This window comes from Sinorhizobium terangae (assembly GCF_029714365.1).
In the GTDB taxonomy this organism is placed as follows: domain Bacteria; phylum Pseudomonadota; class Alphaproteobacteria; order Rhizobiales; family Rhizobiaceae; genus Sinorhizobium; species Sinorhizobium terangae.
The window spans coordinates 1,167,885-1,181,028 of record NZ_CP121659.1; the positions used below are offsets into that span (position 1 = coordinate 1,167,885).

General features: G+C 60.1%; 14 protein-coding genes. 9 read left to right on the forward strand and 5 right to left on the reverse strand.

Annotated features, from left to right (window positions below; all coding sequences use genetic code 11):
• Positions 1–111: 111 nt before the first annotated feature.
• Positions 112–1,137 (reverse strand): amino acid ABC transporter substrate-binding protein, encoded by a 1,026-nt coding sequence (locus QA637_RS05600; protein WP_153442348.1) that lies wholly within the window; start codon positions 1,135–1,137, stop codon positions 112–114.
• A 336-nt stretch (positions 1,138–1,473) separates the two neighbouring features.
• Between QA637_RS05600 and QA637_RS05605 the strand changes: the two genes are divergently transcribed.
• The gene (locus QA637_RS05605; RefSeq protein WP_153442349.1) at positions 1,474–2,664 is read left to right on the forward strand and encodes a cystathionine beta-lyase; all 1,191 of its coding nucleotides are present in this window, start codon (positions 1,474–1,476) and stop codon (positions 2,662–2,664) included.
• A 3-nt stretch (positions 2,665–2,667) separates the two neighbouring features.
• Here the strand turns inward: QA637_RS05605 and QA637_RS05610 are convergent, their stop codons facing one another.
• Positions 2,668–3,840 carry an FAD-dependent monooxygenase gene (locus QA637_RS05610; RefSeq protein ID WP_153442350.1) on the reverse strand — a complete coding sequence of 391 codons (1,173 nt, stop codon included), beginning with the start codon at positions 3,838–3,840 and terminating at the stop codon, positions 2,668–2,670.
• A gap of 28 nt (positions 3,841–3,868) precedes the next feature.
• A complete protein-coding gene (locus QA637_RS05615) occupies positions 3,869–4,114 on the reverse strand; it encodes a zinc-finger domain-containing protein (RefSeq protein WP_153442351.1) in 246 nt (81 codons plus the stop codon).
• A gap of 175 nt (positions 4,115–4,289) precedes the next feature.
• On the opposite strand from QA637_RS05615, the gene QA637_RS05620 reads away from it, so the two are divergent.
• From QA637_RS05620 to QA637_RS05655, 8 genes are all read left to right on the forward strand, one after another.
• Complete coding sequence (locus QA637_RS05620; RefSeq protein ID WP_153442352.1) at positions 4,290–5,075, forward strand: alpha/beta fold hydrolase; 786 nt, start codon at positions 4,290–4,292, stop codon at positions 5,073–5,075.
• Positions 5,076–5,176: 101 nt separating this feature from the next.
• Positions 5,177–5,995 carry a serine O-acetyltransferase gene (gene cysE / locus QA637_RS05625; protein ID WP_153442353.1) on the forward strand — a complete coding sequence of 273 codons (819 nt, stop codon included), beginning with the start codon at positions 5,177–5,179 and terminating at the stop codon, positions 5,993–5,995.
• A gap of 220 nt (positions 5,996–6,215) precedes the next feature.
• Positions 6,216–6,419 (forward strand): DUF3126 family protein, encoded by a 204-nt coding sequence (locus QA637_RS05630; protein ID WP_034854672.1) that lies wholly within the window; start codon positions 6,216–6,218, stop codon positions 6,417–6,419.
• 230 nt (positions 6,420–6,649) lie between these two features.
• Complete coding sequence (locus tag QA637_RS05635; RefSeq protein ID WP_153442355.1) at positions 6,650–7,003, forward strand: phasin family protein; 354 nt, start codon at positions 6,650–6,652, stop codon at positions 7,001–7,003.
• Between the two features lie 237 nt (positions 7,004–7,240).
• Complete coding sequence (gene clpS, locus QA637_RS05640) at positions 7,241–7,594, forward strand: ATP-dependent Clp protease adapter ClpS (RefSeq protein WP_153442356.1); 354 nt, start codon at positions 7,241–7,243, stop codon at positions 7,592–7,594.
• Between the two features lie 9 nt (positions 7,595–7,603).
• The gene (gene clpA, locus QA637_RS05645) at positions 7,604–10,111 is read left to right on the forward strand and encodes an ATP-dependent Clp protease ATP-binding subunit ClpA (RefSeq protein ID WP_184108817.1); all 2,508 of its coding nucleotides are present in this window, start codon (positions 7,604–7,606) and stop codon (positions 10,109–10,111) included.
• A 174-nt stretch (positions 10,112–10,285) separates the two neighbouring features.
• Entirely contained in the window at positions 10,286–11,020 is a 735-nt protein-coding gene (locus QA637_RS05650; protein ID WP_153442357.1) for an AzlC family ABC transporter permease, read from the forward strand.
• The gene (locus QA637_RS05655; RefSeq protein ID WP_153442358.1) at positions 10,972–11,361 is read left to right on the forward strand and encodes an AzlD domain-containing protein; all 390 of its coding nucleotides are present in this window, start codon (positions 10,972–10,974) and stop codon (positions 11,359–11,361) included. The genes QA637_RS05650 and QA637_RS05655 overlap by 49 nt, the downstream gene beginning before the upstream one ends.
• A gap of 35 nt (positions 11,362–11,396) precedes the next feature.
• Here the strand turns inward: QA637_RS05655 and QA637_RS05660 are convergent, their stop codons facing one another.
• Together QA637_RS05660 and QA637_RS05665 are read right to left on the reverse strand one after the other, a co-directional pair.
• Complete coding sequence (locus QA637_RS05660; RefSeq protein ID WP_153442359.1) at positions 11,397–11,816, reverse strand: HIT family protein; 420 nt, start codon at positions 11,814–11,816, stop codon at positions 11,397–11,399.
• A 146-nt stretch (positions 11,817–11,962) separates the two neighbouring features.
• On the reverse strand, positions 11,963–13,141 hold the full coding sequence (locus tag QA637_RS05665; RefSeq protein ID WP_153442360.1) for a GNAT family N-acetyltransferase: 1,179 nt from the start codon (positions 13,139–13,141) through the stop codon (positions 11,963–11,965).
• Between the last annotated feature and the right edge of the window lie 3 nt (positions 13,142–13,144).

Genomic DNA, 13,144 nt, shown 5'->3' on the forward strand with positions numbered 1-13,144 from the left:
GCGTTTTTATTGTTGGAATGGAGGAGCGGGCGCGGCCCGCTCCTCCTTTGCATCAAAGCGCTACAGCGTCCCTTGGGCGTCTGACAAGGCGCGCGACGCTGCAGGTTACGATCAGCGGATCGGCGGAGCGTATTGGATGCCGCCCTTGTTCCAGAGGGCATTCAGGCCGCGCTCGATCTTCAGCGGGCTGCCGGCGCCGATGTTGCGATCGAAGACTTCGCCGTAGTTGCCTACCGCCTTGATGATGTTGACCGCCCATTCGTTGGTCAGGCCGAGGTCGGTGCCAATCTTGCTGTCGGCTTCGACGCCGAGGAAGCGCTGCACGTCAGGGTTCGTGGACTTCTTCATCTCTTCGACGTTGGCCTGGGTGATGCCGAATTCTTCCGCCTGGATCAGCGCATAGTGAGTCCAGCTAACGATATCGAACCACTGATCGTCGCCCTGACGAACGGCCGGAGCGAGGGGTTCCTTGGAGATGATCTCCGGCAGGATCATGTGATCGTCTGGCTTCGACAGGGTGAGGCGCAGTGCATAAAGGCCCGACTGGTCCGTGGTGTAAACGTCGCAACGGCCTGCGTCATAGGCAGCGTTCACTTCCTCGAGCTTCTCGAAGACCACCGGATTGTACTGCAGGTTGTTCGACTTGAAGTAGTCGGCGAGGTTCAGTTCGGTCGTCGTACCGGTCTGCACGCAAACGGCAGCGCCGGACAGTTCGAGCGCGGACTTCACGTTGAGGCTCTTGCGAACCATGAAGCCCTGGCCGTCATAATAGTTGACCGGACGGAAGTTGAAGCCGAGTGCCGTATCCCGGTTGATGGACCAGGTCGTGTTGCGGGCCAGAAGGTCGACTTCACCGGATTGCAGTGCCGGGAAGCGTTCCTTCGCGGAAAGTGGCGTATACTTCACCTTGCTGGCATCACCGAAGATGGCGGCAGCGATTGCCTTGCAGTAATCGACGTCGAAACCAGTCCAGTTGCCGGAAGCGTCGGGGGCGGAGAAGCCGGCGAGACCGGTGTTCACGCCGCACTGGACAAAGCCCTTGGCCTTCACGTCATCAAGGGTCGCGGCCGATGCCGCATGTGCGCCAATACCCATGACAGCAGCGCCAACCAGAGCTGTCAGAATTCGTCTTGCCATTTTTTGAACCTTTTCGGTTGTTGTTTGTTCCCGTCTGCACAAGCGCGCTCCGTAGGCGCGTGCAGCCTCCGCCACCCTCCTGGCGTGAGTGCAATCTATCTCATGCTCAAAATCCATAAGGGTCAAGAGATGTTGCCGATTTTCTGATTTTGCATGTGAAAAACCCGAATTTCGCCAGAAGTTTAGGCAGTTTCTTCCCGGAAATCGGTTTCTTTGAACAAAAAACGGCCAGTTCGGCATTTTGCACGAGAGCTCGTCACTTCATCCAATTTTCCCTTGACCCGGCGGGTGCCGCGTTCGATGAGTTGGCGTCGAATCTAAACAGCGGATTTTTCAATGGCAGACAAGATCAGCGCGCTCAAGGAGACCGGCATCAACACCCGTCTGGCGCACACTGGCAACAATCCCTCGGATTTCCACGGCTTCGTCAATCCGCCGGTGGTGCATGCTTCCACCGTGCTGTTTCCCAATGCCAGGACCATGGAAAGCCGCGCGCAGAAATATACCTACGGAACGCGCGGCACGCCGACCACGGATGCACTCTGCGAGGCGATCAATGAGCTCGAGGGCGCTGCCGGAACTATACTCGTGCCTTCGGGCCTGGCGGCGGTTACGGTGCCATTCCTGACTTATCTGTCGGCTGGGGACCACGCGCTCGTCGTTGATTCGGTCTATTTCCCGACACGGCATTTCTGCGACACGATGCTGAAGCGCCTCGGCGTCACCGTCGAATACTACGATCCGATGATCGGTGCCGGCATTGAAAGCCTGATCCGGCCGAACACGCGACTGGTGCATACAGAAGCGCCGGGCTCGAATACATTCGAAATGCAGGACATTCGTGCAATTGCGGCCGCGGCACACCGCCACGGTTGCGTCGTGACGATGGACAATACCTGGGCGACGCCGGTTTATTTCCGCCCGCTCGATCACGACGTCGACGTCTCGATCCATGCAGCCACAAAATATCCGTCGGGCCATTCCGATGTGTTGTTCGGCACCGTGTCTGCCAACGTCACCCACTGGCCGGCTCTCAGCGAGGCGATGGTCACGCTCGGCGTCTGCGTGTCGCCGGACGACAGCTACCAGATCCTCCGGGGACTGCGCACGATGGGGATTCGTCTGGAGCGTCATCAGGCGAGTGCGCTGGCGATCGCCGAATGGCTGGAGAGCCGCGACGAGGTTGCACGCGTCTTGCATCCGGCACTGCCGAGCTTTCCGGGATACGAGCTCTGGAAGCGCGACTTCGGCGGCGCGAGCGGGATTTTCTCCTTCGTGCTGAAGGCCGACAGTTCCGAAATGTTCAGGACCAAGGCGCACGCCTTCCTGGATGCGCTCTCGCTGTTCGGTCTTGGCTATTCCTGGGGTGGCTTTGAAAGCCTCGCCGTCCACGTCAACCTGTCCGACCGCAAGGTGGCAAAGGCCCCGTCGGAGGGGCCGGTTATCCGATTGCAGATCGGGCTGGAAGACGTTCCGGATATCCGTCGCGACCTCGAAGCAGGCTTCGCCGCCGCCAACGCGGTCTGACGCTTACTGCCCCGGAACGCCGTAGCCGTAAAGCCAGTCGAGGTCGGCGGCAAGCGATTCGGAACCCTTAAGCGCGAGCACCAGATCACGCCCGAGACGGATTGGCCCCCGGGCGTGATAAGCAAAGCGGTTGAACGCGGCCCGCTTTCGTACGCGATCGATCCGCGACCTTCGCGCACGATCATAACTGGCAAATGCGGACGGGACATCCTGGCTTTCGGCGAGGCAGTGCGCGAGCTCCCGGGCATCCTCGATCGCCATCGCAGCGCCCTGAGCCGCAAATGGCGTCATCGCATGGGCTGCGTCGCCGATTAGGATGGTTCTCGTCCCGTCGTGCCATGCACCGTCCCCGACGGTGCACAAGGGCCAGTAGGTCGTTGCGGTGGCGTTCGTGAGCAGCATGCGCAGCTTGGGGTGCCAGCCGTCCAAGGCTGTTGCAAGCTCACGCCGCCTCTCCTCGGAGTCCTTGCCGACCCACACGCTTTCGCCGGCCTTGCCGCCGACGATCGCCACAAGGTTGAAGCTGCCGACTTCCTTGATCGGGTAGGCGACAAGATGCGCATTCGAGCCGAGAAAGGCCGTGACACGGTCCTCCGACAGGAGGGGGACTGCCTCGGAGCGCGGCACCATCAGCCGCCAGGCGATGTTGCCCGAGAACTGTACGGGGCCCACACCCGGGATGGATGTTCTTGTCCGTGACCAGATACCATCCGCGCCGACGATTACGGACGGGCGTCGTGCCATCGCGCGATCGATTGCCGCTTCCGGGTCGCTCTCGATCCGGAATCCAAGGTGAATGCGGCAGCGTGGTTCGGCTGCCACCGCATCCAATAGGATCTTTTGCAGGCTGGCGCGGTGCAGAACACCGTAGGGAGCCGCCCAACGGTTGCGGGCGAAGGAACCAGCAGGGACGCTTGCGAGTGCGCGCAGTGAACGGCCATCGAGAAGTGCCACCGACTCCGGCTCGCTCCAGATAGCTTCAAGGGCGGGGAGCAGACCGAGTTCGATCAGGATGCGTGACGCGTTCGGCGACAATTGCAGGCCGGCGCCGACCTCCTTCAAGGAGTCTGCCTGTTCGAATATTTCCGCCTCGAAACCCTGGCGGGCCAGACAGAGAGCCGTCGTCAGGCCGGCAATACCGGCGCCGACAATCGCGACCGGACCAGCGTCGTGCATCGATCTCGTACCGGCGAACTGCGACGACTTAAGCCGCCTTGCTGGTGAAAAGGCATCCCGAAGGATTAGTCTCCGTTGCCTTCAGCGAAGGATTGTAGCGATAGAGCGTCGAGCAATAGGAGCAGACCTTCTCGTTGTCGTCACCCATGTCGATGAAGATGTGGGGGTGGTCGAAGGGCACGGATGCGCCCGTGCACATGAATTCCTTGACGCCGATTTCGATCGCCTGGTGTCCGCCGTCATTCTGAAAATGGGGGATGCTGTGGCCGGCCATGTCATGCTCCGATGAATGCAAGTCTTACAAATTTGGCGGCACCATAGTGAGCTTTGCCGCAAATGTGTAGCGGCAAACATGCCGCGCCTGTGGGTTTTTGGAGGGCCGGGGGTTTCAAGCGGCGGCGTTACAACCTAGTTTGCGCCGAAAGCAGAATGCCCTTCAGGAATGAAACATGGATCTGAACCCGCCGCCGTTTTCGCGTTTCGTACATGACGGAATGGAAATCGCCTTTTTCGACGAAGGCGACCCGTCGGGAGATCCCATCCTCCTCGTCCACGGCTTCGCTTCGAGCGCCAATGTCAACTGGGTGTATCCGGGCTGGCTTAAGACACTGGGCGACGCCGGCTACCGCGTTATCGCGCTGGACAATCGCGGCCATGGAAAGAGCAGCAAGCCGCACGACCCTTCGCTCTATCATCCGCAACAGATGGCAGGGGATGCTGCGGCACTTCTTCTGCATCTCGGGATCGGCGAAGCGCATGTCATGGGTTATTCCATGGGCGCGCGCATTTCCGCGTTCCTGGCTTTAGAGCATCCGGATCGCGTACGCTCGCTTATCTTTGGCGGCCTCGGAATAGGCATGGTTAGCGGGGTCGGAGACTGGGACCCGATCGCCGACGCGCTGCTTGCGCCCTCGCTGGAGAGCGTGACGCATCCGCGCGGCCGGATGTTTCGTGCTTTCGCCGATCAGACCAAGAGCGACCGCCAGGCGCTCGCGGCTTGCATTTCCACGTCGCGCGATCTTCTGTCGCCCGAAGATATGGCCCGCATCGAAGTGCCGGTACTGATCGGGGTCGGAACGAAGGACGAGATTGCCGGATCGGCGCAGGAACTTGCGGCCCTTATGCCGCGGGCTAAGGCGCTCGACATTCCGGGGCGCGACCATATGCTGGCGGTCGGCGACCGGGTGTTCAAGAAGGCCGTGCTCGAGTTCCTTGGCGAGGTGGGGCGAGCGTAAGGGCGTTCTACGACCCGTGGCTGAAATAGGGTGCACCCATTTATGTCGGCGGGAAATTAACCTATATTCGCACCATTGATCGAACATGAAGGAGAGCGACTATGGTCGCCAAGACAGAACTGCGCCATGCGGAAGCGTTCGACCCGATCTGGGACAGCCTGCGAGAGGAAGCGCGCCTGGCTGCCGAGCGGGATCCGATGTTGGCAGCGTTCTTGTATTCGACCGTCGTCAACCAGCACTCCCTCGAAGAGGCTGTGATTTACCGGATTTGCGAACGGCTGGATCATCCGGACCTGCAGGCAAACCTGCTCCACCAGACCTTTTCCGAAATGCTTGAGGACTGGCCCGAATGGGGCACGATCCTTCGCGTCGATATCCAGGCGGTCTATGATCGCGATCCGGCGTGCACGCGGTTCATCGAGCCGGTGCTCTATTTCAAGGGGTTCCACGCCATCCAGACGCATCGCCTTGCCCACTGGCTGTGGAAGCGCGGACGGAAGGACTTCGCTCTGTATCTGCAGAGCCGCTCTTCGAGCGTCTATCAGACCGACATCAATCCTGCCGCCCGGATCGGGCGCGGCATCTTCCTGGATCATGCGACGGGGCTGGTGGTCGGCGAGACGGCCACCATCGGTGACAACGTATCGATCCTGCATGGCGTGACACTTGGCGGCACCGGCAAGGAGGGCAGCGATCGTCATCCGAAGATCGGTGACGGCGTGTTGATCGGCGCAGGCGCAAAGATACTTGGCAACATCCACATCGGGCATTGCTCGCGCGTTGCGGCTGGTTCAGTCGTGCTGAAGCCGGTCCCCCCCAAGACGACGGTGGCGGGCGTTCCGGCAAAGGTCGTGGGGGAGGCCGGATGTTCCGAGCCGTCGCGCCAGATGGACCAGATCCTGGCCACTTTCGACATCTGACCGGGTGCGAGTCTAACGAGGCGCGAACGCCGGTGCGGCCGCGCCTCGCAAGTGCGGCATTCGGCGCGACCAGTTTGTGCCTTGCAGAAAATTGGACGAAAATTCAAAACGATAAGCGTCTTCTCAAATCTGGAGGGACCCCCGGCGCTTCAAGTGGGTTTACACTTGGCAATTCCGCATGCGAGAAGCGCCGCAAATCAAACATCTACGGAGAGAAGATTTGAAGCCCGAAGAGATCCGAAAGCTTGAAGCCTACTTCAAGCGCACCTTCAACCAGTCGATGGTCGTCAAGGCGCGGCCGAAGAAGGACGAGTCTGCTGAGGTCTATCTCGGCGACGAATTTCTCGGTGTCGTTTTCCGCGACGAAGAGGATGGAGAGCTTTCGTACAATTTCTCGATGGCAATTCTCGACATCGATCTCTAAGATCAAGATCTTTCGTCGATCTTGCGACCCGGTTCTGAGCGATCAGGCCGGGTTTTTCATTAAAAGTCATATTTATTTCGTCTGCGCGAAAAAATTTTGCCGTTTAGCCGCGGATTTTCATCAAGTCGTTGCAAGAACAGTGTTTTATTGCAACGCACACAAAACTTGACTTTTTGTGCGCCGCACATAAACTGCCTACCTGTTAAGCCGTCTAAAGGAGACACCCCTCGATGTTTAACTTCGACGATGCCAACAAGAAAAGCAAAGAAGCCATTGATGTCGCGGTCAAAAGCTATTCGGCCCTGACCAAGGGCTTTCAGGCCATTGCCACGGAAGCAGCGGACTATTCGAAGAAGTCCTTCGAAGACGGAATGGCGCATTTCGAAAAGCTCACCAATGCCAAGAGCGTTGAAGCGGCGTTCGAACTGCAAACCAATTATCTGAAGGCGAGCTACGAAGGCTTTGTGGCCGAGGCGACGAAGATCGGCGAGATGTATGCCGATCTCGCCAAGGACGCTTACAAGCCCTACGAAGTGCCGGTTGCCAAGGCGACCGCAGCAGCCAAGTCTGCCGCCGCGGCCTGACGACAAGGACCATCGCCATCGCAAGAGGGCCGGTCGCGGTTGCCGCGGCCGGCCCTCTTGCTTTCGAAATACTGCTCGTTGTGACCGAAGAAAGTTGATCAATCTTGTGCTTCACCGTGCGAATATGATTGCAGTGCGTTGGTTCGGCCTTAAAATTCAGAAACGAACCATTAGATAAGGACGAGCATGCCGCAGCCACGTTCGTTGGAAGCGCAGCTGTACAAGGAATGAACAAGAATGATCGCCATCCCGGTCCGGATGCAGCAGGGAAGCGAAGGAGACGGAGGCGGCCCCAGTCGTGGCACCTCCGTTATCACGCGAACCAAGCCGAAGACCAAGAAGCCGAGTTTGTATCGCGTTCTGCTTTTGAATGACGACTACACGCCGATGGAATTCGTCATCCATATTCTGGAGCGTTTCTTCCAGAAGGATCGGGAAGAAGCGACCCGCATCATGCTCCACGTCCACAATCACGGCGTGGGAGAGTGCGGCGTCTTCACCTACGAGGTCGCCGAAACCAAGGTGACGCAGGTGATGGATTTCGCCAGGCAGCACCAGCATCCGTTGCAATGCGTCATGGAAAAGAAATGAGGAACTAACGTGCCAACATTTTCGCCCAGCCTCGAAAAGGCGCTGCATCAGGCACTGACTTTTGCCAACGAGCGCCACCATGAATATGCGACGCTCGAGCACCTGCTGCTGGCATTGATCGACGATGCCGATGCGGCTGCCGTGATGGGCGCGTGCAACGTAAATCTCGAAACACTTCGCAAGACCGTGACGGACTATGTCGACAACGAACTGTCGAATCTTGTCACCGGTTATGACGAAGACTCCAAGCCGACCGCTGGCTTTCAACGTGTGATCCAGCGTGCGGTCATCCACGTGCAATCCTCCGGCCGCGAGGAGGTGACGGGCGCAAACGTGCTGGTGGCGATCTTTGCCGAGCGCGAAAGCCACGCCGCCTATTTCCTCCAGGAGCAGGAGATGACCCGCTATGACGCGGTCAACTTCATTTCCCATGGGATCGGCAAGCGGCCGGGCAGTTCCGAATCGCGGCCCGTGCGCGGCGCGGAAGATCAGGATTCCGAGCAGAAAGCACCCCGCGAAAGCGATGAGGCGGGTCCGAAGAAACAACAGGACGCGCTTACTGCCTACTGCGTGAACCTCAACGAGAAGGCGAAGTCTGGAAAGATCGATCCGCTGATCGGTCGCCATGCCGAAGTCAATCGCACGATCCAGGTGCTTTGCCGCAGGTCCAAGAACAACCCGCTCTATGTCGGTGATCCCGGCGTCGGCAAGACGGCGATCGCCGAGGGTCTTGCCAAGCGCATCGTCGAAAAGAAGGTGCCGGAAGCGCTCCAGGACGCCACGATCTTCTCGCTCGACATGGGAACGCTGCTTGCCGGAACGCGCTATCGCGGTGATTTCGAGGAGCGGCTGAAGCAGGTCGTCAAGGAACTCGAGGACTATCCGGGCGCCGTGCTCTTCATCGACGAGATCCATACGGTGATCGGTGCCGGCGCCACGTCGGGCGGCGCGATGGATGCATCCAACCTTCTGAAGCCGGCGCTCTCGACGGGCGCGATCCGCTGCATCGGTTCGACCACCTACAAGGAATACCGCCAGTTCTTCGAGAAGGACCGCGCACTTGTGCGCCGCTTCCAGAAGATCGACGTCAACGAGCCGACGATTGCCGATGCGATCGAGATCATGAGGGGCCTGAAGCCGTATTTCGAGGACTATCATCACCTCAAATATTCGAACGACGCCATCAAGGCGGCGGTCGAGCTTTCCGCCCGCTACATCAACGATCGGAAACTGCCGGACAAGGCGATCGACGTGATCGACGAGTCCGGTGCCGCCCAGATGCTGCTTCCCGCCGGCAAGCGCCGCAAGCTGATCACCGAGAAGGAGATCGAGGCGACGATTGCGACGATGGCCCGTATCCCGCCGAAGACCGTTTCCAAGGACGACGAGGCGGTGCTTGCCAATCTCGAGAAGGAGCTGAGGTCCGTGGTCTACGGCCAGGACCTGGCGATTGAGGCGCTCGCCTCGTCGATCAAGCTCGCGCGTGCCGGCCTTCGGGAACCGAACAAGCCGATCGGCTGCTATGTGTTCTCCGGCCCGACGGGCGTCGGCAAGACCGAAGTGGCCAAGCAACTGGCGTCATCGCTGGGTGTCGAGCTCCTGCGTTTCGACATGTCGGAATACATGGAGCGGCATACGGTGTCCCGCCTGCTCGGTGCACCTCCCGGCTATGTCGGATTCGATCAGGGCGGTCTCCTGACCGACGGCGTCGACCAGCACCCGCATTGCGTACTGCTGCTCGATGAGATCGAGAAGGCGCATCCGGATCTGTTCAACATCCTCCTGCAGGTGATGGACCATGGTTCGCTGACCGATCACAACGGCAAGAAGATCGACTTCCGCAACGTCATCCTGATCATGACGACCAATGCGGGCGCTTCCGATATGGCACGGCCGGCGATCGGCTTCGGCTCATCGAAGCGTGAAGGCGAGGACATCGAGGCGCTGAACAGGCTGTTTACGCCGGAGTTCCGCAACCGACTGGATGCGGTCATTCCGTTCAGCTCGCTGCCGACGCCGGTCATCCATCAGGTCGTGCAGAAGTTCGTCATGCAGCTCGAAACGCAGCTTGCCGAACGCAACGTGACCTTCGACCTCGCGCCGGACGCCATCGCCTGGCTCGCCGAGAAGGGATACGACGAAAAGATGGGCGCTCGGCCGCTGGCGCGCGTCATCCAGGAAAACATCAAGAAGCCGCTCGCCGACGAAATCCTCTTCGGCAAGCTGAAGAAGGGTGGCGTCGTCAAGGTGACGATCGGTACGAAGGAGGACGGCAGCAAGGGTCTGGTCCTTGATGCTGTGCCCGAAACGGCGCCGATCAAGCCGAAGGCGGAAGTCTCGCGTCCGGCAGGCAAGGGTGCCAAGCCCAAGAAAGGTGACGAGGAAACCGTCGCCGCCGACTCCGAGCCGAAGTCAAAGGCGAAAAAGACCGCGGCGAAAGGATCCTCCAAGGACAGTAAAGCGGAGTCGGCTCCGCTGAAGGGACGGACGGTTCCCAAAGTGCCGCGCAAGAAGTAAAGCGATCGCTATCGAATCTGACGGTGCCGGGTGGGCTTCACCCGGCACCGTCATGTTTAGGCATGCTTGCCTAAGCCGGTAAGGAAACGTGCAGTAATTCAAAGTGCTACGGCCTTGTGCGTCCGAATGGACGCACGGCGCTGTAGATGAGTAAGCGTCGCATGCAGGGTGTTCATGGAACGCGTTGAACAACGATCATCTCTTGCCTGGTTCCTGACCGGCGCTCGCGGCATCTTCAGTTTGCCCGCCATCATGCTGATGCTTTCCTTTGTCGGCTTTTGCTCGCTCACGGCGCAGGCCGGGATCCCGCCCGAGCAGGTCGTCTTCATGACGGGCATTGTCTGGGCGCTGCCGGCAAAGGTCATCCTCGTCAGTTCAGTCCTGAGCGGCGCGAGCCTTGCCACGGCTTTTCTCGCGGTGACGCTCTCGTCGGTGCGGCTGATGCCGATGGTCGCGGCCCTTGTCCCGGAATTGCGCACGCCGAAGACGCCGACATGGCTGCTCCTCGTCCTGTCGCATTTCGTCGCGATCACAGCATGGGTGTTTGCGATGGAGCGCGTGCAGCAGGTGCCGCGCGCGCACCGGGCCACCTTCTTCGCTGGTTTCGGCATCACGCTCGTCGCCACCAACATGGTGCTCGTGGCGGTCGTCTATCGTCTCGTTGCGGACTTCCCGCCAGTCATTGCCGGCTGCCTGTTTTTTCTGACGCCGGTCTATTTCCTCGCGTCCATCTGGAATTCGGCGCGTCACCGGGTGGTCTATCTCGCGCTTGCCATCGGCCTCGTCGCGGGACCGCTCTTCTATTGGCTGCTGCCGGAGTTCGACATCCTGCTTGCGGGCGTCGGCGGCGGAACGCTCGCATGGTTTGTCGAGCGTTCCTGGCGCTCGCGAAAGGAGGTGGGCGCGTGACGTGGCACGAGGGTTGGTGGGCCTACCTCTTCATCGCGATTGCCGGCTGGCTCGCGACCGATATTTGGCGATGGCTCGGCGTGCTTGCCGGCGAGCGGCTCCGCGAGGATTCCGAGGCGCTGAACTGGGTAAGGGCGGTGGCGACGGCGCTGGTCGCGGCTGTCATCGCGAAACTTGTACTCTACCCGACCGGCGTGCTGGAGCAGTCACCCCTGTGGCTGCGCCTCGGGGCCGTGGCGCTTGGCGCAATTGCGTTTTTCCTCGCCCGCCAAAAGCCGGCGGTCGGCATCGCAACGGCGATAGCGACACTCGCCGCCGGACTTTGGTGGCTGGGGTTTTAGGACGCCGCCCAAGGGGCCGCTTCTTCTTCCCGCACTCAGAGGGCCTGCCGAATCTTTTCCGCGTTCGCCGCCAGTACATCGCCATCTTCCATCTTGCCGGAATGCGGCTTCAGCGGAACGCCGTCACGGCGGGGTATGACATGGAAGTGCAGATGGAAGACAGACTGGCCGGCCGGCGCTTCATTGAACTGCATGATCGTCACGCCGTCGGCGTCAAATGCTTCCTTTGCCGCGATGGCGATTTTTTGAACTGCACCGATCAGTGAAGGCAGCGTTGAGGCGTCGGCATCGAGAATGTTGCGGGAAGGGGTCTTCGGCAGCACAAGAACGTGGCCCTCCGCCTGAGGCATCACGTCCATGAAGGCGACGGTCGCATCATCTTCGTAGACCCGGTGCGATGGAATTTCGCCCCGCAGGATCTTGGCAAAGATGTTGTTCGTGTCATACGCGCTCATTTTCATTTCCTCGTATCGTTGCGCCGGCATCGGCTGTCAGTCGTCCCTGGATCACGATGATTTGGGCCGAATCGACTCGTGATCGATTCTAATCAGTTGGAGCGGGATGCGGGCGGAAAACCGCGCGCACTTTTCCTCATGCCGCTCTAGCGCTCACCTTTGCGGAAAGGTCCGTGTTCCGCAAGAAATTCGCTGGTATCTTCCACATCGCGGCGTTCGCGTTCGAGATAGTCGGCGACCGCGCGCGCGAGCCCGGGATGCGTGATGAAGTGCGCCGAATGCGTGGTAACGGGCATGTAGCCGCGGGCCAGCTTGTGCTCTCCTTGCGCTCCCGCCTCGACGCGCTTCAGCCCCTTGGCGATCGCGAAATCGATCGCCTGGTGGTAGCAGACCTCGAAATGCAGGAACGGGTGATCCTCGATACAGCCCCAGTGCCGGCCGTAGAGCGCATCATCGCCGATGAAGTTGATGGCGCCGGCGACATAGCGACCGCCGCGCTTGGCCATGACGAGCAGAACGTCGTCGGCCATCCTTTCACCGATCAGCGAATAGAAGGAGCGCGTGAGATACGGGCGGCCCCATTTGCGCCCGCCGGTATCCATGTAGAAGGCGAAGAACTGGTCCCAGATTTCCTCGGTCAGGTCGCTGCCGGTCAGCCAATCGATGGTGATGCCTTGTTCGACGGCCGTGCGACGTTCCTTTTTCAGCGCCTTGCGCTTACGGGATGCGAGAGTTTCGAGAAAGTCGCCATAGGACCCGTAGCCCTCATTGGTGAAGTGAAACTGCTGGTCGGTTCGATGAAGGAAGCCCGCCCGCTCGAAAATTGGCACTTCGTCGGCCGGTACGAAGGTGACGTGAGCCGACGAGACGCCGTGGCGGCGCGTAAGCTCCTTCAATCCCGCGGCGAGCGCATCGCGGATCGGTCGCGGGTCGCGCCCTTCAGTCGTAAGCAGGCGCGGTCCTGTTACCGGAGTGAAGGGCACGGAGCATTGCAGCTTGGGATAATAACGGCCACCGGCACGCTCGAAGGCGTCCGCCCATCCGTGGTCGAAGACGTATTCACCCTGGCTGTGGCTCTTCATGTAGCAAGGAAGGGCGCCGCGCAGGAAACCATCCGCATCTTCCATCAGCAGGTGTTGCCCGAGCCATCCCGTTTCCGCGGTCGCAGAACCTGATTCCTCCAGCGCCGACAGATAGGCGTGGGAGAGGAAGGGATTGTAGGGAACGCTTGCATTCGCCTTCGAAGCGCCGGCGAGCCGATTCCAGTTCGCCGGCGCGATCGACGTGAAAGAGTGTTCGATGCGGATGTTGATGGCGTCTGTCATAAG

Bases quoted from the DNA above. Each gene is read 5' to 3' on its own strand.
- QA637_RS05635 (WP_153442355.1), top strand. From the start codon at position 6,650: ATGTTTAACTTCGACGATGCCAACAAGAAAAGCAAAGAAGCCATTGAT.
- QA637_RS05660 (WP_153442359.1), bottom strand. From the start codon at position 11,816: ATGAGCGCGTATGACACGAACAACATCTTTGCCAAGATCCTGCGGGGC.
- QA637_RS05620 (WP_153442352.1), top strand. From the start codon at position 4,290: ATGGATCTGAACCCGCCGCCGTTTTCGCGTTTCGTACATGACGGAATG.
- QA637_RS05600 (WP_153442348.1), bottom strand. From the start codon at position 1,137: ATGGCAAGACGAATTCTGACAGCTCTGGTTGGCGCTGCTGTCATGGGT.
- QA637_RS05615 (WP_153442351.1), bottom strand. From the start codon at position 4,114: ATGGCCGGCCACAGCATCCCCCATTTTCAGAATGACGGCGGACACCAG.
- clpS (WP_153442356.1), top strand. From the start codon at position 7,241: ATGATCGCCATCCCGGTCCGGATGCAGCAGGGAAGCGAAGGAGACGGA.
- QA637_RS05665 (WP_153442360.1), bottom strand. From the start codon at position 13,141: ATGACAGACGCCATCAACATCCGCATCGAACACTCTTTCACGTCGATC.
- QA637_RS05610 (WP_153442350.1), bottom strand. From the start codon at position 3,840: ATGCACGACGCTGGTCCGGTCGCGATTGTCGGCGCCGGTATTGCCGGC.
- QA637_RS05655 (WP_153442358.1), top strand. From the start codon at position 10,972: ATGGTTTGTCGAGCGTTCCTGGCGCTCGCGAAAGGAGGTGGGCGCGTG.
- QA637_RS05605 (WP_153442349.1), top strand. From the start codon at position 1,474: ATGGCAGACAAGATCAGCGCGCTCAAGGAGACCGGCATCAACACCCGT.
- cysE (WP_153442353.1), top strand. From the start codon at position 5,177: ATGGTCGCCAAGACAGAACTGCGCCATGCGGAAGCGTTCGACCCGATC.
- QA637_RS05650 (WP_153442357.1), top strand. From the start codon at position 10,286: ATGGAACGCGTTGAACAACGATCATCTCTTGCCTGGTTCCTGACCGGC.